Source organism: Faunimonas sp. B44, from assembly GCF_052655945.1.
The window spans coordinates 263,325-283,571 of sequence record NZ_JBQYEX010000002.1 but is presented as its reverse complement, the minus strand read 5'-3'; the positions used below and the strand labels follow the sequence as shown (position 1 = coordinate 283,571).

18 protein-coding genes are annotated in these 20,247 nt (G+C 68.9%); 12 read left to right on the top strand and 6 right to left on the bottom strand.

Annotation, left to right across the window (positions count from 1 at the left end):
- Positions 1-58 precede the first annotated feature (58 nt).
- Positions 59-1,321 (bottom strand): M23 family metallopeptidase, encoded by a 1,263-nt coding sequence (locus tag ACUN0C_RS04555; protein WP_445465135.1) that lies wholly within the window; start codon positions 1,319-1,321, stop codon positions 59-61.
- 114 nt (positions 1,322-1,435) lie between these two features.
- Positions 1,436-1,915, bottom strand: a complete 480-nt coding sequence (locus ACUN0C_RS04550; protein ID WP_445465134.1) for a peroxiredoxin — start codon at positions 1,913-1,915, stop codon at positions 1,436-1,438.
- Between the two features lie 226 nt (positions 1,916-2,141).
- On the opposite strand from ACUN0C_RS04550, the gene ACUN0C_RS04545 reads away from it, so the two are divergent.
- Complete coding sequence (locus tag ACUN0C_RS04545) at positions 2,142-5,336, top strand: hypothetical protein (protein WP_445465133.1); 3,195 nt, start codon at positions 2,142-2,144, stop codon at positions 5,334-5,336.
- Here ACUN0C_RS04545 and tyrS read toward each other — a convergent pair.
- Positions 5,333-6,583, bottom strand: a complete 1,251-nt coding sequence (gene tyrS, locus ACUN0C_RS04540; protein ID WP_445465132.1) for a tyrosine--tRNA ligase — start codon at positions 6,581-6,583, stop codon at positions 5,333-5,335. The two genes, ACUN0C_RS04545 and tyrS, sit on opposite strands and share 4 nt — an antisense overlap.
- Positions 6,584-6,681: 98 nt before the next feature.
- Between tyrS and ACUN0C_RS04535 the strand changes: the two genes are divergently transcribed.
- Positions 6,682-7,827: an anhydro-N-acetylmuramic acid kinase gene (locus tag ACUN0C_RS04535; protein ID WP_445465131.1), complete on the top strand. Its 1,146-nt coding sequence runs from the start codon at positions 6,682-6,684 to the stop codon at positions 7,825-7,827.
- Here the strand turns inward: ACUN0C_RS04535 and ACUN0C_RS04530 are convergent, their stop codons facing one another.
- Positions 7,828-8,484, bottom strand: coding sequence for an alpha/beta hydrolase (locus tag ACUN0C_RS04530; protein WP_445465130.1), 657 nt, complete (start codon positions 8,482-8,484; stop codon positions 7,828-7,830).
- Between the two features lie 188 nt (positions 8,485-8,672).
- Here ACUN0C_RS04530 and ACUN0C_RS04525 point away from each other — a divergent pair, with 188 nt between their 5' ends.
- The 10 genes from ACUN0C_RS04525 to ACUN0C_RS04480 are packed head-to-tail and all read left to right on the top strand — an operon-like array spanning position 8,673 to position 16,927.
- Entirely contained in the window at positions 8,673-9,836 is a 1,164-nt protein-coding gene (locus tag ACUN0C_RS04525; RefSeq protein ID WP_445465129.1) for a cysteine desulfurase family protein, read from the top strand.
- Positions 9,837-9,859: 23 nt separating this feature from the next.
- Positions 9,860-11,380 (top strand): Fe-S cluster assembly protein SufB, encoded by a 1,521-nt coding sequence (gene sufB, locus ACUN0C_RS04520; RefSeq protein WP_445465128.1) that lies wholly within the window; start codon positions 9,860-9,862, stop codon positions 11,378-11,380.
- 2 nt (positions 11,381-11,382) lie between these two features.
- Positions 11,383-11,700 carry an antibiotic biosynthesis monooxygenase family protein gene (locus tag ACUN0C_RS04515; RefSeq protein ID WP_445465127.1) on the top strand — a complete coding sequence of 106 codons (318 nt, stop codon included), beginning with the start codon at positions 11,383-11,385 and terminating at the stop codon, positions 11,698-11,700.
- Between the two features lie 41 nt (positions 11,701-11,741).
- Positions 11,742-12,491: a Fe-S cluster assembly ATPase SufC gene (gene sufC, locus ACUN0C_RS04510; protein ID WP_445465126.1), complete on the top strand. Its 750-nt coding sequence runs from the start codon at positions 11,742-11,744 to the stop codon at positions 12,489-12,491.
- Complete coding sequence (gene sufD, locus ACUN0C_RS04505; RefSeq protein WP_445465125.1) at positions 12,491-13,813, top strand: Fe-S cluster assembly protein SufD; 1,323 nt, start codon at positions 12,491-12,493, stop codon at positions 13,811-13,813. Before sufC ends, sufD begins: the two co-directional genes overlap by 1 nt.
- 2 nt (positions 13,814-13,815) lie before the next feature.
- Positions 13,816-15,048, top strand: coding sequence for a cysteine desulfurase (locus ACUN0C_RS04500; RefSeq protein ID WP_445465124.1), 1,233 nt, complete (start codon positions 13,816-13,818; stop codon positions 15,046-15,048).
- An 11-nt stretch (positions 15,049-15,059) separates the two neighbouring features.
- Entirely contained in the window at positions 15,060-15,455 is a 396-nt protein-coding gene (locus ACUN0C_RS04495; RefSeq protein ID WP_445465123.1) for an SUF system Fe-S cluster assembly protein, read from the top strand.
- Between the two features lie 56 nt (positions 15,456-15,511).
- On the top strand, positions 15,512-15,901 hold the full coding sequence (locus ACUN0C_RS04490; RefSeq protein ID WP_445465122.1) for a HesB/IscA family protein: 390 nt from the start codon (positions 15,512-15,514) through the stop codon (positions 15,899-15,901).
- A 10-nt stretch (positions 15,902-15,911) separates the two neighbouring features.
- Positions 15,912-16,571 carry a thiaminase II gene (gene tenA / locus ACUN0C_RS04485; RefSeq protein WP_445465121.1) on the top strand — a complete coding sequence of 220 codons (660 nt, stop codon included), beginning with the start codon at positions 15,912-15,914 and terminating at the stop codon, positions 16,569-16,571.
- Positions 16,572-16,576: 5 nt separating this feature from the next.
- The gene (locus tag ACUN0C_RS04480) at positions 16,577-16,927 is read left to right on the top strand and encodes a TfoX/Sxy family protein (RefSeq protein ID WP_445465120.1); all 351 of its coding nucleotides are present in this window, start codon (positions 16,577-16,579) and stop codon (positions 16,925-16,927) included.
- Between the two features lie 6 nt (positions 16,928-16,933).
- Here ACUN0C_RS04480 and ACUN0C_RS04475 read toward each other — a convergent pair whose 3' ends face one another.
- Both ACUN0C_RS04475 and ACUN0C_RS04470 read right to left on the bottom strand, forming a co-directional pair.
- Positions 16,934-18,451, bottom strand: coding sequence for a DEAD/DEAH box helicase (locus ACUN0C_RS04475; protein WP_445465119.1), 1,518 nt, complete (start codon positions 18,449-18,451; stop codon positions 16,934-16,936).
- A 182-nt stretch (positions 18,452-18,633) separates the two neighbouring features.
- The gene (locus ACUN0C_RS04470) at positions 18,634-20,184 is read right to left on the bottom strand and encodes a bifunctional aminoglycoside phosphotransferase/ATP-binding protein (protein WP_445465118.1); all 1,551 of its coding nucleotides are present in this window, start codon (positions 20,182-20,184) and stop codon (positions 18,634-18,636) included.
- Between the last annotated feature and the right edge of the window lie 63 nt (positions 20,185-20,247).

Here is a 20,247-nt window from a genome sequence, read left to right as displayed (position 1 = left end):
CGGGACGGCGATCGGCGGCGGAAAGGCGGGCGGGCCCGCCTGCTTCCCGGCGGGCCCGTCAGATCGCCCGCCCCGCCGCCAGGTATATGCGCGGATCGACCGCTTCGCCGCGCCGGCGCGTCTCGTAGTGGAGATGCGGGCCGGTCGAGCGGCCGGTCGAGCCGACGCGGCCGATCACCGTCCCCGCGGCGACCACCTCGCCCTCCTGCACCGTGATCGCCGACAGATGGCCGTAGCGGGTCATGATGCCGTTCGGGTGCGCGATCTCGATGCAGCGGCCGTAGCCGCCCTTCCAGCCGGCGAATACGACCTTGCCCGGCGCGGTCGCGTGGACGTGCGTCCCGTGCTCGGCGCGAAAGTCGATGCCGGAATGGAGGGCAGGGCGCCTCAGGAACGGATCGACCCGATAGCCGAAGCCGCTCGTCACCTCCGCCCCCTTGATGGGCGTGGCGAGCGGAACCGCAGCCACCTTCTTCCTGAGCTTGGCGATCTCGTCGAGCGTGCGCCCGAGGCCCTTGAGGCGGTCGACGAAGTGCATTTCCGCCGGAACGAAGGGGCCGCCCAAGCTGGCGCTCGGCGCCCCCGGCAAACCGACCCGCGTGAGCACGCCCGAGAGACGGTCGATCTCGGATTCCGATGCGAGATTGAGCGCTTCGATCGCGGCCACCTGGACCTGCTCGGCGAGGTCCAGCGAGGAGTGTACATCCTTCAGCACGGGGCGAAGCCTCTCGGCGGCTGGCAATTCCGCTCCGTCCTCCGGCGGCGCGCGGAACACGGAGCCGGTAATCACATCCGCTTCGGAGCGTTCGGACGGGCCGTAGGCGAGCGGGGCGCCGCCTGCCTCCCTTGCCGCAGCCGCCGCACCGGGTTTCGGAACGGGTCGCGGCGCGGCCCCGGCGGCGACGGCAAGCCCCGCCTTGCGCGCCTTGCCGATGATCTGGTCGAGCACGGCCTGGCGATGCTCGAGAACCTCCTGCCGATCGAGCAGAAACCCGATCTGCGCCTCCACCCCCTGGGCCTCGACGGCGTGGCGGCTGGTCACGCGGTCCATCTCCGAGCGCAGCCGCGCGATCCGCTCCTCGTACTCGTCCTCCAGTGCCTGCTGCTTGGCGACGCTCGCGCCCAGGAGATCGTCGCGGTAGAGCAGGTAGCCGGTCGCGCCGAGATAGCCGGCGCCGAACATCAGGAAGGTCCCGATCACGGTCCCGAACAGCCAGGGCCGGACCGTGTAGGTTCTTGTCGTCCCGCCCCGCGTGATGCTGACGCGGGGCAGCTCCTTGCGACGTCCGAACGCCTTCGTCTGCTGAGTCGGATGGATCATTGCTCCGGGGGCCGCGGTGGGATTCGATTGCCTCCCGACCATGCCCGCGGCACGGTTAACGGATTGTTGTCGCCCGGCCGAAAATGCCGGCCGCCGGCTCCCGCAGAGCGCGGCTCAGGCGAGCGTTCGGGCTGCCGCCAGCACGTCCTCGGCGTGTCCGGGCACCTTCACGTTCCGCCAGGCCCGGGCGATGCGGCCGTGCGCGTCGATCAGGAAGGTCGAGCGCTCGACGCCCATATAGGTCCGCCCGTACATGGACTTCTGCTTCCAGACTCCGTAGGCCTCGGCGGCTTCCTTCGTCTCGTCCGCGGCGAGCAGGATCTCCAGGCCGTGCTTGGCCTTGAACTTGTCGTGGCTGGCCACCGGATCGGGCGAGATCCCCACCACCGCCACTCCGATGCGGTCGAATTCCGCCTTCTGGGCCGTGAAGGCGACGGCCTCGGACGTGCAGCCGCTCGTGTCGTCCTTCGGATAGAAGTAGACGACGACCGGCTTGCCGCGCTGCTCCGACAACCGGAAGCTTCCGCCCCCGTCGGTCGGGAGCGCGAAATCCGGCGCCTCGTCGCCTTCTGCCACCTGCCTGTCCGTCGTCATGCTTTCGTCCCCATTCCCGGGCAGAGCACCCTGTCGCTACACCCATTGTCGCTGCTTCGGGCAGCTGAATCGTGTATCAATTTCAATTGCAAGCCCCGGATCGCTCCGTGGTCAGGCCCGCCGCGCGGAGAAGATGGCGCTGAGAGGAAGACCTTCACGAGAGATCGGCCCTGTGCTGCCCGGTCGGAGGCGGCGGCCCTGGGTGAGATGGACCGCCACTTTGGCCGTGACAGTGGTGGTCGCGTTCGCCGCGGCCCTTGCGGGCCTCGCCTATCAGATCAGCGCAGGCGAGATCCGGTCCGATTTCCTGCGCGACCGCCTCGCGGCAGCCATAGCGGCGCGATTGCCCCCGCAGTCGCAGCTCCGGGTCGGCACGACCGCAATCGCCTTCCGGTCCGGGCAAGGCCTGGCCGTCGACGCGACCGACGTGGCCGTCGCACTGCCCGACGGTGTCGAGATCAGGGCCCGTTCCGTGTCCACGCTGTCGGAGCTGGCCGAGCTCGTTTCCGGTCGGATCGACCTGAACTCGGTCCGTGTCGAGGGCCTGACCGTCGTGCTGCCGTTCCCGGCCGACGGCACGATCCCGGCCGACTATGCCGATGAGGCGCGCCGCATTGCCTTGGCGATCGCCCGGGGCGTGGCCGAAGCCGATGACGGGCTCCGGTCCGCCGGCCTCGACGACGTCACGATCTCCGACGCGGTCCTGGAACTCGCATCAGCGCCGGCAAATGTCCCCGAGCGCCTGGCGATCCGGCAGGCAAGCTGGATGCCGCTGCGGAGCGGGCGGAGCAAGGTCTGGGTGGATCTCGGGTCCGGCGAGGAATCCTGGACCATGCAGCTCGAGCGGGAGCACCGGCAGAGCGGCGAGAGTCGCGTCGAGCTCGCCGTCTCCGACCTGCCTGCCGGCGCCCTGTCGCGCTCGCTCGCCGGACCGGCCACCGCGCCGGCGTTTCCCGTCCCGGTCGACCTGCGCGGGTCGATTGCCCTTCGCGCGGACGACAGCCTCGCCGGCCTGAGCGCGACCGTGAGCCTCGGCTCGGGCAAGGTGATGCTCTCGCCCGTGGATGCGGTCGAGCTGGTGCAGGCCTCGTTCGATCTCGCGCTCGGCCCGTCCGGCAACCTCATGCTCCTGCGGAGCGGGAGCATCCGGACGGTCGGTTCGTGGTTCAACTTCGCCGGCGGCGTTTCCCTCGGAGGCGGCGACAAGACGATCGGGCTCTCGGGTCGGCTCGTGAGCGGCTTCATCGATACTGGCCCGCGAAGCGATCGCGTCAACCTGGTCGGCGGCACGCTGGCCGCGACCCTGGACCTCGCGCGTCGTGCGATCAGCCTCGATCAGGTGGAGGTCATCACCGATCGGGGGCATGCCTCGGTCGTCGGCCAGGCGAGCCTCGACGGCCCGGCTGCGGGGCTGTCGCTCGCCATTTCTGCGAGCGAAATGCCGCCGGAGACGGTGCGCGCGCTCTGGCCCGACTTCGTCGCGCCGAAGACGCACGAATGGGTCGACCAGCACGTCATCGGCGGCACGGTCGGCCCCGCGACGATCAGCGTGGCTCTGCCGATCGAGTTCCTCGGCGAGGGCGGCAAGGACAAGGTGCTGCCGCCCTACGGCGTGGTCGGGAGGGTGCCGTTCCGCGACGCGGTCTTCACGCCCCTCGACCTGTTCCCGCCGATCGTCGGCGGCAGCGGCGAGATCGTGCTCGCCGACGCGACCGCCGCGATCACGGCGAAAGGCGGGCGCATTCCGGTGCCCGGACGCGGTGACGTCGACGTGGCGGGAACGACGCTCACAATCCCGTCGCTGGGCGGGCCCGACCCCGTCGGAACCGTAGCGTTGAAGGCGTCGGGGCCGGCATCCGCGCTCGCCATGCTGGCCGACACGCCGCCGTTCGACATTCCGTCCCGTCGCGGCATCGACCCCGCCCGGCTGACCGGATCGGCAACGCTGAAGCTCGACGCGGCGGTGCCGCTCACGGCCGGGAAGCTCGGCGACGTCGAGCCGTTCTTCGAGCTCGCGCTGACCGGCTTCGCCTCCGGCCAGCCGATCGAGGGACGCTCGGTCGAGCAGGGGGATTTGCTCCTGAAAGGGGCCGGACGGAGCTATCGGCTGATGGGCGACGCGCTGGTCGACGGGATCAGGGCCGCCCTCGACCTGAACCTCGGGGAAGACGACGTGGCGTCGAAGGGCGTCACCCTGACGCTCGACGCGGCGGCAAGGAAGCGCCTCGGCATCGACCTCGACGGGCTGGTCGACGGAACGGTGCAGGCGGCGGTCTCTCGGGTCGACGACAGGACCCAGGCGATCGAGCTCGATCTTTCCAAGGCCAGGATCAGCCTTCCGTTCCTCGGTTGGGAGAAGGGCGCCGGCGTTCCCGCCAAGGCGCGCTTCCGGCTGCAGGAAGCGGGAGCGCAGACGCGGCTCTCCGAGATCAGGCTCGAGGGCAAGGGCTTCGGCGCTGCCGGCGACGCCGTCCTCGCCGACGGCCGGTTGACCTCGCTGGCCCTCGCAAAGGTTAAGCTGAGGCCGGGCGACGATTTCTCGCTCGACGCCAAGGCGAGCGGCTCCGGCTACACCGCGAGCGTCCGCGGCGAGAGCCTGGATGCACGCGCGCTCCTGCAGTTCGGCGGCGGCGGAAATGCGGAATCCGCCCCGCCGCGCATCGCGCTCGACCTCAATTTCAATCGCGTCATCGGCAAGAGCGGAACCGTGTTGGAGGGCGTCAAGGGTGAGCTGGCCGTGGTCGACGGCCGGTTCCGGTCGCTCTCGCTCCAGGCCAGCACGGGCGGCAATGGCAAGGTGACCGCTTCGGTCGTCCCCGACGGCAAGCTTCGCCGCACGACCCTCCATGCCACCGACGGCGGCGCCTTGCTGCGTTTCGCCGGGATCTACGAGCGCCTGTCCGGCGGCGAACTCACGCTCGATTTCGCGGGGCCCGCCGGCGATGGGCCGGGCCGCGGGCTGCTGCGGCTCGTCCGCTTCAGCGTGCTCAACGAGGCGGCCCTGGCGGAGGTGCTGAAGCAACCGGCCGCCGGCAGCCGGTCGCGCGCCTCGGTTCCGGCGAGCGCGCAATCCGGCACGATGAGCTTCACCGAGCTTCACGTGCCGTTCCGCAGCAGCGAAGGCGCGCTCGAGATCGGCGAGGCCTATCTGCGCGGCCCGAGCCTCGGCGGCACCGGCAGCGGAACCGTGAACCTCGCCGGTCAGCGGATCGCGATCACGGGCACGCTCGTGCCGGCATTCGGGCTCAACAACATCGCCGGCGCCCTGCCGTTCATCGGCGGGATTCTGGGCGGCGGCCGGAACGAGGGTCTGGTCGGCATCACCTACAAGCTCTACGGCCCGCTCGACGCCCCCACCATGACGATGAACCCGATCTCGGCGATGGCGCCGGGCATCCTGCGCAAGCTCTTCGAGTACTAGGACACCTTCAGCAGCGCGTGCCTCTTGCGGCCGAGCGAGAGCTTCACGACCCCGTCGGCGCCGACATCGGCTGGCCCGAGCGTCAGCCGTTCGTCAGCGACGACCGCGTCGTTGACCCTGACCGCACCGCCCTTGAGCTGCCGTCGGACATCACCGTTCGAGGGCGAGAGTCCGGCGCGCACGAAGGCGGAGAGGACGCCGAGGCCGGCCTCGAGCTCGGACGCGGCGATCTCGACGGTCGGCAGCGCGTCGCCGGTCGCGCCTTCCTCGAAGGTCCGGCGCGCGGTGTCCGCCGCGCCCTCGGCGGCATCGCTTCCGTGCAGCAGCGCGGTCGCCTCGGTCGCGAGCACCTTCTTCGCCTCGTTGATCTCCTGGCCCGGAAGTGCCTCGAGCCGCGCGATCTCGTCCATCGGCAGCTCGGTGAAGAGCCGGAGGAAGCGCCCGACGTCGGCGTCGGAGGTGTTGCGCCAGAACTGCCAGTACTCGAATGGGGAGAGCATGTCGGCATTGAGCCAGACCGCGCCGGACGCGGTCTTGCCCATCTTCGTTCCGGCCGACGTCATGAGCAGCGGCGTCGTCAGGCCGAAGAGCTGGGCGTCCGCCATGCGGCGGCCGAGATCGATGCCGTTGACGATGTTGCCCCACTGGTCCGAGCCGCCCATCTGTAGGCGGCAGCCGTAGCGCCCGTAGAGCTCCACGAAATCGTAGGCCTGCAGGATCATGTAGTTGAACTCGAGGAAGGAGAGCGGCTGCTCGCGCTCCAGCCGGAGCTTCACCGATTCCATCGTCAGCATGCGGTTCACGGAGAAATGGCGGCCGACGTCGCGCAGGAACGCGACATAGTTCAGGTCGAGCAGCCATTCGGCGTTGTCGACCATCACCGCGTCGTCCGCTCCGCTGCCGAACCGGAGGAAGCGGTCGAACACGCGCTTGATGCTGTCCTTGTTCGCCTCGATCACCTCCGGCGTGAGGATCTGCCGCGTCTCGTCGCGGCCGGACGGGTCGCCGACGCGGGTCGTCCCGCCGCCCATGAGGGCGATCGGGCGGTTGCCTGTCTTCTGGAACCAGCGCAGCATCATGACCGAGAGGAGGTGCCCGACATGAAGGCTCGGCCCGGTGCAGTCGAACCCGATATAGGCCGTGAGCGGCCCTTCCGTCAGGAGCCGGTCGAGCGTGTCGGCGTCGGAGCACTGGTGGATGAAGCCGCGCTCCTCGAGGGTCGCGAGAAATTCGGATCGGAAGGCCATGGTGCTATGCTTGCTTCTCTGGCGCCGCCGCGGGCGCGTTCGGCGCGGCTCTTAACACGGCTTTCCTGCAACGGCACGGGCTAAGGACGATGAGAACAATGAGGACCGCCCTTGGCCTGATGAGCGGAACCTCGCTCGACGGCATCGACGTCGCGCTGGTGGTCACCGACGGCGCGCGCATCGAGCGGCTCGGGGCGGCGCGCACCTATCCCTATGCGCCGGCCGAACGGGCCTGCCTCGCCGCCGCCCTGAGGGAGGCGAGCCGGCTGGCCGGCCGCGCCGACCGCCCCGGCATTCTCGCCGAGGCGGAGCGGCTGGTCACCGAGCGGCACGTGGCCGCGGTGGAGGCCTTCCTCGCGGAAGCGGGCGCCGGCGCCGCGATCGACGTCATCGGGTTCCACGGCCAGACCGTGCTCCACGATCCCGCCCGCCGCCTCACCGTCCAGATCGGCGACGGCCAGGCGCTCGCCGATCGCCTCGGGACGGCCGTGGTGTGGGACATGCGGGCCGCGGATGTGGCGGCCGGAGGGCAGGGCGCGCCGCTCGTCCCGGTGTTCCATCGCGCGCTCGCCGAGCGCACCGGGCTCGCACCGCCCGTCGCCTTCGTGAACATCGGCGGCGTTTCCAACGTGACCTTCATCGGCTCGGACGAGACCTTGCTCGCTTTCGACGCTGGCCCGGGCAACGCGCTGATCGATGACTGGATGCTCCGCAGGACGGGCGAGCCGGTCGACCGCGACGGCGGCACGGCTCGCGCCGGCACTGCCGACGAGGAACTGCTCCGCCTCTTCATGAGCGACCCGTTCTTCTCGGTCGCGCCGCCGAAGTCGCTCGACCGCGATCATTTCCGGATCGCTGCGCTCGATGGCCTGTCGACGGCCGACGGGGCGGCGACGCTCGCGCATTTCACCGCCGCTTCCCTTGCGGCGGCGTCCAGCCATCTGCCGGAGGCTCCGCGGGCATGGGTGGTCTGCGGCGGCGGCCGCAACAACCGGTACCTGATGGAAATTCTCGCGGAGCGTCTGCCGCAACCGGTCCGCTCGGCCGACGACATCGGCATCGACGGCGATGCGGTCGAGGCGCAGGCCTTCGCCTATCTCGCCGTCCGCGCCTTGAACGGAGACCCGATCACCTTCCCGGGCACGACGGGCGTTCCCCGCCCGTTGGCCGGCGGGATCGTCAGCCGGCCGGGCGACGCATGGATCGCCCGGTCCGAGCCGGCGGTGCGGAGCCGCCGGGCCTGATCAGACCGTCGCGGCGATCTTGGCAAGACGCATGTCGAGATAGTTGGAGCAGGTCTCGATCAGCTCGTCCGTCTTGCTCTCGAAGAAGTGGTTCGCGCCCGGCACCACCGCGTGGTCGATCACGATTCCCTTCTGGGCCTTGAGCTTGTCGACGAGGCCCTGCACCGCGTCCTGCGGCGCGACCTTGTCCTGGTCGCCCGCGATGATCAGTCCGGAGGACGGGCAGGGCGCCAGGAAGGAGAAATCGTAGAGGTTCGGCTGCGGCGCGATCGACATGAAGCCCTCCACTTCCGGACGGCGCATCAGGAGCTGCATGCCGATCCAGGCGCCGAAGGAGAAGCCGGCGATCCAGACCCCGCGGGAATCCGGATGCAGCGTCTGGATCCAGTCGAGCGCGGCCGCCGCATCCGAAAGCTCGCCCAGGCCGTGGTCGAAATAGCCCTGGCTGCGGCCGACGCCGCGGAAGTTGAAGCGCAGCGTGGTGAAGCCGCGCTCCTGGAACATGTAGAAGAGGCGGTAGACGATCTGGTTGTTCATCGTCCCGCCGAAGCGGGGATGCGGATGAAGGACGAGGGCGATCGGAGCGGTCTTCGTCTTCGCGGGCTGGTAGCGGCCTTCCAGCCGACCGTCAGGTCCGGCAAAGATGACTTCTGGCATTATGGCAATCCTGTCTCAAAGCGGCCGCACGTGTCGGGAGCGTTCCTTGACACGTCACGGCCTCGCGCCTACACCCAGTTTGGAATTGTTCAAAACTGGGTGGCGCGCCGGGCCGATGCGGCAAGGCGCGTATGTAAACACCAAAGCACCTCGGCGATTCAAGTTTTTCGGGCGAGCGAGCGACAGGCGTGCCGACGGAGCGGATCTACTTCGACGCGAATGCCGGCCTCCCTCTTTGCAAAGAGGCGAGGGCCGCCCTCGTGGACGCCCTGGGATCGGTAAACCCGTCCTCCATCCACCAGGAAGGACGTCGGGCCCGCCACCTCGTCGAGCAGGCGCGGTCCCGCGTGGCCGCGCTCGCCGGCGCCCGTGCCGAGTGCGTGATCTTCACGAGCGGCGCGACGGAAGCGGCCGCGTTCGCGCTTTCGCCCGTCATCCTCGACGGCAAGCAGGAGCGGCGCGTGTCGGCGCTCTACGTCGGCGCCACGGAGCATCCCTGCGTGTTGAGCGGCGGGCGCATCGGCACCGACCGGACCAGGCTGATCGCCGTTGGCCGAACCGGCGTCGTCGATCTCGACGCCCTCGACGAGGCGCTCGCCGGCCACGATTACGACGCCGGCGCCCCGCTCGTCGCCCTCATGCTCGCCAACAATGAGAGCGGCGTGGTCCATCCCGTCGCCGAGGCGGCCGGCATCGTGAAGTCCTATGGCGGGTTCGTGTTCTGCGACGCCGTGCAGGCGCCGGGTCGCATGCCACTCGACATGCGCGCGCTCGGCGTCGATTTCCTGTCCTTGTCCGCGCACAAGATGGGCGGTCCGCAGGGCGCCGGTGCCCTCGTCCTGGCGAATGAAGGGGTCCGCCCGGCCCCGCTTCTGACCGGCGGCGGACAGGAGCGGCGCCGGCGGTCCGGCACCGAAAACGTGCCGGCGATCGCCGGTTTCGGCGTTGCGGCGACGCAGGCCGGACACCACATAGCGGATGCCGGGCGGATACGCGCCCTCAGCCTTCGCCTGGAGGCGGGCATCCGCTCGGTTGCACCCGATGCCGTCATCGCCGGCGAGGGTGCGCCCCGGATCCCGAACACGATCCTGTTCGCGGCCCCGGGCGTGCCGGCCGAGACGGCCGTCATCGCTTTCGATCTCGAGGGTGTGGCGGTGTCCGCAGGTTCTGCCTGCTCGTCCGGCAAGGTCGCCGAGAGCCACGTCCTTCGCGCGATGGGTTACGGCGCGGAGACGGCGCGGGGCGGTATTCGCGTCAGTCTGCCGCCCGCTGCGACGGATGCCGAGGTGGATCGTTTCATAGAGGTTTGGCGCGCCATCCATGCGCGCCTGCTGCAGACCCGCGCTGCATAGAGAAGAACAACGAGGAGAGGCGCATGCCAGCCGTCCAGGAAACCATCGAGCAGGTCCGCGCGCTCGACGTCGACAAGTACAAGTACGGCTTCGAGACGAACATCGAATCCGAGCTCGCGCCGAAGGGCCTGACCGAAGACACCGTCCGTCTGATTTCGGCCAAGAAAGGCGAGCCGGAATGGATGACCGAGTGGCGGCTCGACGCGTTCCGGCGCTGGCAGACGATGTCGGAGCCGCAATGGGCGCGCGTGCACTATCCGAGGATCGACTACCAGGACCTGCACTATTACGCCGCGCCGAAGTCGATGAGCGGCCCGAACAGCCTCGACGAGGTCGATCCGGAGATCCTGGCGACCTACGCCAAGCTCGGCATCCCGCTCAAGGAGCAGGAGATCCTCGCCGGCGTGCGCAAGCAGGGCGACCCGAGTTCCCTCGACGAGGAGAGCGGCGGCGAATACGCCAGCGGGCGCGTGGCGGTCGACGCGGTCTTTGATTCCGTCTCGGTGGTGACGACCTTCAAGAAGGAGCTCGCCAAGGCCGGCGTCATCTTCATGCCGATCTCCGAGGCGATCCGCGAGCACCCGGACCTCGTCCGGAAGTATCTCGGCACGGTCGTTCCGGTGAGCGACAACTTCTTCGCCACCCTTAACTCCGCCGTCTTCTCCGACGGGTCGTTCGTCTACATCCCCAAGGGCGTGCGCTGCCCGATGGAGCTCTCGACCTATTTCCGCATCAACGAGAAGAAGACCGGCCAGTTCGAGCGTACCCTGATCATCGCGGACGAGGGCTCCTATGTGAGCTATCTCGAGGGCTGCACCGCCCCGGTGCGCGACGAGCACCAGCTCCACGCCGCGGTCGTCGAGCTGGTTGCGCTCGACGATGCCGAGATCAAGTACTCCACCGTTCAGAACTGGTATCCCGGCGATGCCGAGGGCAAGGGCGGCGTCTACAACTTCGTCACCAAGCGCGGGGACTGCCGCGGCCGGAACGCGAAGATCTCGTGGACGCAGGTCGAGACCGGCTCCGCGATCACCTGGAAGTATCCGTCCTGCATCCTGCGCGGCGACGGCTCGCGCGGCGAGTTCTACTCCATTGCGATCTCCAACGGGCGCCAGCAGGTCGATTCCGGCACCAAGATGATCCATCTCGGCAAAAACACGTCGAGCCGGATCATCTCCAAGGGCATCGCCGCCGGGCGTTCGGAGAACACCTATCGCGGGCTCGTCTCGGCGCATCGGAAGGCGGCGAACGCGCGCAACTTCACGCAGTGCGACTCGCTCCTCATCGGTGACCGCTGCGGCGCGCACACCGTGCCCTACATCGAGTCCAAGAACGCGACGGCGGTCTTCGAGCACGAGGCGACGACGTCCAAGATCTCCGACGACCAGATGTTCTACTGCCTCCAGCGCGGCATGAGCGAGGAGGAGGCGGTGGCCCTCATCGTCAACGGCTTCGTCCGGGACGTGCTGCAGCAGCTGCCGATGGAATTCATGGCCGAGACGCAGAAGCTGATCGGGATCAGCCTGGAAGGCAGTGTGGGCTGACGATGATCCTGCGGATCTGGCACGGCTACACGACGCCCGGAAACGCCGACGCCTACGAAGCCCTCCTGAAGCAGGAGATCTTCGAAGGGATCGAAGGCAAGGCGCTGCCGGGCTTCCGCGGCATCGATCTCCTCCGGCGCGCGCTCGGCGACGAGGTGGAGTTCGTCACCATCATGCGCTTCGAGGCGATCGAGAACGTCAAGGCCTTCACCGGCGAGGACTACGAAACGGCCTACGTTCCCGAGGCCGCCCGCAAGGTGCTGAAACGCTTCGACGCGCGATCGCAGCACTACGAACTGCGCGAAAGCCGCGCCTATTGACGGACCAGGCCGCCCGGCGGCCGCAACGGACAGAGAAGAAGATGCTCGAGATCAAGAACCTCCATGTCGAAGTCGACGGCCAGAAGATCCTGCGCGGCATCGACCTGACCGTCGAGGACGGCAAGGTGCACGCGATCATGGGGCCGAACGGCTCCGGCAAGTCCACGCTCTCCTATGTGCTCGCCGGCAAGGAGGACTACGAGGTGACCGAGGGCGAAGTGCTCTTCAATGGCGAGAACCTGCTCGAGATGGAGCCCGACGCGCGCGCGGCCGCCGGCGTCTTCCTGGCCTTCCAGTACCCGATCGAGATCCCCGGCGTCGGGACCATGACCTTCCTGCGCACCGCGCTGAATGCCCAGCGCAAGGCGCGCGGCGAGGCGGAGCTCTCCACGCCCGAGTTCATGCGGGTGGTGCGGGAGGCGGCGCAGAAGCTCGGCATCTCGACGGACATGCTGAAGCGGCCGCTCAATGTCGGCTTCTCCGGCGGCGAGAAGAAGCGCAACGAGATCCTGCAGATGGCGCTGCTCCAGCCGACGCTCTGCGTCATGGACGAAACCGATTCCGGCCTCGACATCGACGCGCTGCGCATCGTGGCCGACGGCGTCAACGCACTGCGGGCGCCGAACCGGTCCTTCGTCGTCATCACGCACTACCAGCGCCTCCTCAACCATATCGTTCCCGACGTCGTGCACGTGATGTCGCGCGGTCGGATCGTGCGGACCGGCGGGCCCGAGCTCGCGCTCGATCTCGAGGAGAGGGGCTACGCCGAGTACGTGGAGGAGGCCGCCTGATGGCCGAACCGACCCGCATCCGCACGAAGGCCGAGGAGGCGCTCGCGAACCATTTCGCCGCGCTTTCCGGCGAGGACCCGATCCGGGACCTGCGCGCCACCGCCTTCGACGCCTTCGCATCGACGGGCCTGCCGCACCGCCGCGTCGAGGACTGGAAGTACACGGACCTGCGCGCCCTGATGCGCGAGGCGCCGGGACCTGCGGCCCCTGCCGGCATCGACGCCGCGAAGGATGCGCTCGCCCGGGCCGATCTCTTCGGCGGGATCGACCGCGCGCGCATCGTGTTCGTGAACAGCGTCTTCATGCCCGGCCTCTCGGCAATGGCCGGGCTGGAGGGCGACATCGAGTTCGCGTCCCTCAATGCGTTCCTGGCGCGCGGCGGCGCGGTCCTCGACCGGTTCACCGGAACCGATCCCGGAGAATCCCCGATCCTGGCCCTCAACGGCGCCTTCGTCCGGGACGGCGCCATCCTGCGCATCCGCGACGGGGCGAAGCTTGCGAAGCCGGTCGAGATCGTCTCCGTCTTCGCCGGCGGGGAACCCGGCCTGCAGACGATGCGGAACCAGGTCCGGATCGGCGCCGGCGCCGAGGCGACCGTGCTCCAGACCTTCTCCGGCCCGGATGGGCTCGCCTACCAGACGAACGCCGTCACGGAGGTTCAGGTCGATGCCGACGCGAACGTCCGCTGGGTGGCGGCGCAGGAGGAGGGCGACGCGGCGATCCACCTGCACATGCTGATCCCGCGGATCGCCGACCGCGCCGTATTCGACCCCTTCAGCTTCGTCGCCGGCGCTCGCGTCTCCCGCACCGAGATCCGGCTCGCCTTCGAGGGCGAGCATGCCCTTGCCGGCATTCGCGGCGCGACCGTCGGGCGCGGGCGGCAGCATCTCGACACGACGCTCATCGTCGATCACGCCCTGCCGAACTGCGCGAGCAAGGAGCATTTCAAGGCCGTACTCGCGGACGAGGCCGTCGGCGTGTTCCAGGGCAAGATCATCGTCCGTCAGGACGCGCAGAAGACAGACGGCAAGATGATGAGCCAGGCGCTCCTCCTGTCGGAGGGCGCCGAGTTCGCCAACAAGCCCGAACTCGAGATCTTCGCGGACGACGTGGTGTGCGGCCACGGCGCGACCTGCGGGCAGATCGACGAGGAGATGCTCTTCTTCCTGCGTTCGCGCGGGATCGAAAAGGCGGAGGCCGAGCGTCTGCTGATCCAGGCCTTCCTCGCGGAGGTGATCGAGGAGATCGGCGACGAGGCCATCATCGAGGCGTTGGAGGCGCGCACGGCGCGCATCTTCGGCGCTGCGCGCGGGGGTGCCTGAGCTTGGCGGGAAACGGCGCCTACGATGTCGAGCGGATCCGGCAGGATTTTCCGATCCTGTCGCGAACCGTCTACGGCAAGCCGCTCGTCTATCTCGACAACGGGGCGTCGGCGCAGAAGCCGAAGGCCGTGCTCGACGCCATCACCCGCGCCTACACGGAAGAATACGCCAACGTCCATCGCGGGCTGCACTTCCTCTCCAATGCCGCCACCGAAGCCTATGAGGACGCTCGGAAAGTCGTCCGCAACTTCCTGAACGCCCCGTCCGTCGAGGAGATCGTCTTCACGCGCTCCTCCACCGAGGCAATCAACCTCGTGGCGCAGTCCTTCGGAGGCATGCGGATCGGGGAAGGCGACGAGATCGTCATCTCGCTGCTGGAGCACCATTCCAACATCGTGCCGTGGCATTTCCACCGCGAGCGGCGGGGCGCGGTGATCAGGTGGGCTCCCGTCCACGACGACGGCGCGCTCGACCTGGACGCCTTCGAGCGGCTGCTCGGCCCGCGCACGAAGATGGTCGCGATCACGCACATGTCGAACGTGACCGGGACGGTGGTGCCGATCAGGGAGGTCTGTCGGCTCGCGCACGCGCGCGGGATCCCGGTGCTCGTCGACGGCAGCCAGTCGGCCGTCCACCTCCCGGTCGACGTGCAGGAGCTCGGCTGCGATTTCTTCGTCTTCACCGGCCACAAGACCTATGGCCCGACCGGCATCGGCGTGCTGTGGGCGAAGCGCGAGCATCTCGACGCGATGCCGCCATTCCTCGGCGGCGGCGAGATGATCCGCGATGTCACGGAGGACTGGGTCACCTACGGCGATCCGCCGCAGAAGTTCGAGGCCGGTACGCCGCCGATCGTGCAGGCGATCGGGCTCGCGGCGGCCCTGCGCTACATGGAGGCGACCGGGCGCGCAGCGATCGCGGCGCACGAGGCCGACCTCGCAACCTATGCGCACGAGCGCCTGGCGGGGCTGAACTTCATCCGCATCTTCGGCCACGCGAGCGGCAAGGGTGCGATCATCTCCTTCGAGATGCAGGGCGCCCACGCGCACGACGTCGCGACGATCATCGACCGGGAGGGTGTCGCCGTGCGCGCCGGGACGCATTGCGCGCAGCCGCTTCTTGCGCATTACGGCGTCACCTCGACGTGCCGCGCCTCGTTCGGGCTCTACAATTCCCGTGACGAGGTCGATATCCTTGTCAGAGCACTGAGCAAGGCCCATTCCTTCTTCGCCTGATTGGAAACGAGATGAGCGACACCAGCCAAACGCCTGCCGATGCGGCTGAATCAGCGCCGAACGCGCTTGCGTTCGAGGCCGAGAGCCTCCCGCCCGAGGAGGTCGAGCGGCTAACCGGCGACATCATCGGGGCGCTCAAGAGCGTCTACGACCCCGAGATCCCGGCCGACATCTACGAGCTCGGCCTCATCTACAAGGTCGATATCGACGACGACCGCCAGGTCAGCATCGACATGACCCTGACGGCGCCCGGCTGTCCGGTTGCCGGCGAGATGCCGCATTGGGTCGAGGACGCGGTCGGCGCGGTCGCGGGCGTTTCGGGGGTGAAGGCCAACATCGTCTTCGATCCCCCCTGGACGCCGGACCGGATGTCGGAAGAGGCCAAGATGGCGATCGGCTGGTGGTGACCCGGACCCGCGCCGCGGGACTGGATTTCGCAGCCGCGCGTCCATAGATTCGGGCCATGGCTCTTCCCCGCAGATTCCAGGTCATCCGCCTCACCGACGCCGCGGCCGAGCGCGTCCGCGAGATCGTCCGCAATGCCGGCAGCGAGACGACGGGCATCCGCGTCGGCGTGAAGAACGGCGGCTGCGCGGGCATGGAATACACCGTCGGGCTGGCGGACGGCGCGGCCTCCGCGGCGGACGACGTGGTCGATCTCGGCGACGCCAAGGTCTTCATCGACCCGGCCGCCACCCTGTTCCTGCTCGGCACCGAGATGGATTACGAGACGACCAAGCTCCGCGCCGGCTTCGTGTTCAACAATCCCAACCAGACATCGGCCTGCGGCTGCGGGGAATCGGTGACGCTGAAGGCGGCCGACCCGTCCGCGCTCGAGCGCACGCAGGCCTGAGCGGGGGTCGATGGACCTTTTCGGCCGCCTCCGCAGGGACGCGGACACCGAGTGGCAAGCCTATACCGGGCACGCGTTCGTCCGGCGCATGGGCGATGGCACCTTGCCGGAAGCATCCTTCCGCCATTACCTCGTCCAGGACTATCTCTTCCTGATCCATTTCGCGCGAGCCTATGCGCTCGCCGTCTACAAGGGTCGCTCGCTCGGTGAGATGCGCGCCGCGCACGAGGGCCTGAAGGCGATCCTCGACATGGAGATGAACCTCCACGTCAAGCTCGCCGGCGACTGGGGCGTCTCGGCGGCCGAGCTTGAGGCGGCACCGGAATCGCGGGCGACGATGGCCTACACCCGCTTCGTCCTGGAGGCCGGCCTGCGCGGGGATCTCCTCGACCTTCACGTCGCGCTGTCGCCCTGCGTCATCGGCTATGCCGAGATCGGCGAAGCGCTTGCCCGGGTGCAGGAAGGGGAGGGAAACCCCTATCGCGTCTGGATCGACGAGTATACCGGCGAACCGTACCGTGCCGTCGCCGCATCGGCGCGCGACAACCTCGATCGTCTCGCTGCGCGCGCCCTGACGGAAGTCAGGTATCCCGATCTCCTGACGCTCTTCCGCCAGGCCTGCCGGCTCGAAGCCGACTTCTGGCAGATGGGCCTGACGCTCGCCGACTGAACAGAATGGACCCCGACTGGATCACGGACCTCTTCGCACCCTTCGCGCCGGTGACGGTGCGCAGGATGTTCGGCGGCCACGGGGTGTATCGCGACGGCCTGATGTTCGCGCTCGCGACCGGCGGCGACCTTTATCTGAAGGTGGATGCGTCCAACAGGCGGCAGTTCGAGGACGCCGGCTCCCGGCCGTTCGCCTATTCGGCCAGGGGCCGAACCGTGGAAGTGGGGTACTGGCTGCTGCCGCCCGAGGCGTTCGATGACCCGGATCGGCTCAGCGAGTATGCCGGGCTCGCCTGGGAAGCGGCGCTGAGAGCAAGGAACAGAAGGGCGCCGGCGAAGAAGCCGAAGCGCCCCTGAGAGGCCTCACACTTCTTCCGCCGTCTCCACCGGGCGCGGCAGCCGCACGGGCCGCAACAGGAAGGCGGGCACGTGATCGTCGAAGCCGACGGCCCGCGAGGCGTCCTCGAGATCGTCTTGGCGCTTGGGCCGGCGCGACCGCCGCTCGCCGCCGTCGGGCTGCCGGTTCGGCTCAGGCCGATCCTTCCGCTCCGGGCGTGCCGCCTGTTCCGGCTGAACGCTTTCCTCGGCTGCAGGCTGGACTTCGGGCTCGTCCTTCCGCCGGCGCGAGCGGCGCGGCTTCCGTTCGCCCGTCTCCGTGCCCGCCTCACCGGCGGTGGCCCGGCTGCCGGCCCTCTCGGGCTTGCCGCGGCCGCGCCCGCGGCGCGGCGCCTCGTCCGCTTCTTCGGAAACGTCCGCGAGCCCGCCGTCCGACCAGGCGATGTCCTGGCCGATCAGCTTCTCGATCGCCTGGACGTACTTCGTCTCGGGCTTGGTCACGATGGTCAGCGACTCGCCGGAGCGTCCGGCACGGCCGGTCCGGCCGATGCGGTGGACATAGTCCTCGGCATGGGTCGGAACGTCGAAGTTGAAGATGTGGCTCACGGCGGGGATGTCGAGGCCGCGCGCGGCGACGTCGCTCGCCACGAGCAGCGTGATCTGGCCGTCCCGGAACGAATCGAGCGTCCGCAGGCGCGCGTGCTGGTCCATGTCGCCGTGCAGCGCGCCGGCCGAGTAGCCGTGCCGCTCGAGCGAGCGGTGGAGCGTTGCGACGTCGCGCTTGCGGTTGCAGAAGATGATCGCGTTGGTGAGGCCCTCGGCTTCGTTGATGAGCCGGCGGAGCGTGGCGCGCTTCTCGGGCGGCTTGGAACCGGACGCAACGAGCCGCTGCGTGATGTTGGCGGCGGTGGAGGAGGGCTTTGACACCTCGACCCGCACGGGGTCGTTCAGGAACTTCGCCGCGAGATCGCCGATCGCCGCCGGCATGGTGGCGGAGAAGAGCATGGTCTGCCGGTTCTGCGGCAGCAGCTTCACAATCCGCTCGATGTCCGGGATGAACCCCATGTCGAGCATGCGGTCCGCCTCGTCGATGACGAGGAGCTCGACGCCCGTGAGGAGGAGGCGGCCCCGCTCGAAATGGTCGAGAAGGCGGCCCGGCGTGGCGATCAGAACATCGGCGCCGCGGGTGATCTTCTTGTCCTGCTCGTCGAACGAGACGCCGCCGATGAGGAGCGCGACCGTGAGCTTGTGGTTCACGCCGTAGCGGTCGAAATTCTCCTGGACCTGTGCCGCGAGTTCCCGGGTCGGCTCGAGGATGAGCGTTCTCGGCATGCGGGCGCGGGCGCGGCCCTTCTCCAGGATCGTCAGCATGGGCAGCGTGAAGGACGCCGTCTTGCCGGTCCCGGTCTGGGCCAGGCCGAGCACGTCCCTTCGCGCCAGGACATGCGGGATCGCCTGTTCCTGGATCGGGGTGGGGGTGGTGTATCCAACCGCCTTGACGGCTGCTACGACCTTGTCGCTTAATCCGAGTGTATCGAAGCTCATCTGGGGATATGTTCGGGCGCCGGACGGTAGGTCGTCATCGCGGCGCGGGTCCGGTATGGAGCGGAACATAGGCACGATCGGCCGGGTGTCAAGGCGCGCCGCGGCGCGAAACCCTTTATTCGGCAGCAATATGGCGCTGCCGGCAATGCGGCATTGCTTTCATCGGCGCTAGTCTGGCCGGCTCATTCCACGCCGAGGCGGAGAGCGGCCCGCGCCACTGTCTGTTCGATGTCGGCCGACGCGTCGAGGTGGCTCCATGCGACCGGCTCTTCGCGGAACCCCGCCTGCCTGAGCACCACCTCCGCCGTGGCATCAGACGCGTCGCCGCGCCGCGCCTCCACACGCTGCGTCAGCATCGCGGTCGGCGCTTCCAGCCAGAGACCCGCGAACGGCACCCCCGCCCGGGCCGCCGCAGCCTCGACGGCCGCGCGCTCGTCCCGGCGGGCGAAGACGGCATCCACGATAACGCTGCGGTCGGCTGCGAGCGCGGCCCCTGCCTTTCGCAGAAGGGCGGCGTAGACCGCCTCCGAAATACTCGGCGTGTAGCTCGACTGCGGGAGGCGCTCCGTCTCGCCGACGCCCGCGAGCCGCTTCCGCTCGATGTCGCTGCGCAGGTGCACTGCGCCCGGTGCAGCGCCGAAGCGCGGCGCCAGGCGGCCGGCGACCGTGGTCTTGCCCGTGCCGGACAGGCCGCCGATCGCGATGAGGCGCGGGCTCTGCGGCGCCAGAAATCCTGCAGCCTCGTCGAAATAGCGCCGCGCGTCCCCCGCCATCGCGTCCTGCTCGCTTGACGCGAGATGAGGGACCGCTGCGGCAGTGACCTTCGCGCGGATCGCGGCGCGGATCGACAGGAAGAGGGGCAAGGCGGCAAGGCCCTCGAGATGGGCCTCGGCCCCGGCCCAGAGATAGCGGTTCAGCACCACGTTCGCTTCCTGCGCCAAGCCGCGTTCCCAGAGGTCCATGACCAGGAACGCCAGATCGTAGAGGACGTCGCCGGTCGCGATGGAATTGTCGAACTCGATCGCGTCGAAGAGCCTCGCCCGGCCGTCGAGAAGCACGATGTTCCGGAGGTGCAGGTCGCCGTGACAGCGCCGGACGAAGCCCTGGCGGCCACGCGCGAGCAGCAGGTCCATGACGCCGGCGAGCGCCGCCTCCGAACGGGCGGTCAGCGCCACTGCACGGTCCGGCGGAAAGAGGTCCGGCAGTTCGGCGAAGGCCGCGTCGTTCTGGCGGAGATAGAGCCGCAGCGATTCGCACGCAGCCGGCCCGTCGCAAACCGGCGCACGGTCATTCGACGCAAGCACCGCCCGCACGACGTCGGCGATCCCGGCCGAAGTCAGTTCGCCCCTTGCCGCGACCCGGTCGAGCGTCTGCTCCTCGTCGAACCGGCGCATGTGGACCAGCCACTCGATTGCTGGGCCGTCCCCGCCGAACTGCAGACCCGCAGCGCTTCGGGTCACGGCGACGACACCCAGGTAGATCTCCGGCGCGTTCGCCCTGTTCACCTCGATCTCCGCCTCGCAGGCGGCCTGCCGCCTCGCAAGCGTCGACAGGTCCATGAACGGGAAGCGCACCGCCCGCTTGACCTTGTAGGCGTGCTCTCCGGCCAGGAAGACGATGGCGCCGTGCGTGTCGATGCGCTTCGGCGGCTCCGCGAGCCCGTGCGCCGCGGCGCTGCCGAGGAAGGCGAGCACTTCGCTCTGGTCGCCCACGACATGGGACGCGCTGCTCATCCTTCTCCCGTGCGGCCCTTCTGCCAGTTCAAATGGTGTTGCCCCGGCTTCTCTCCGCGGAGA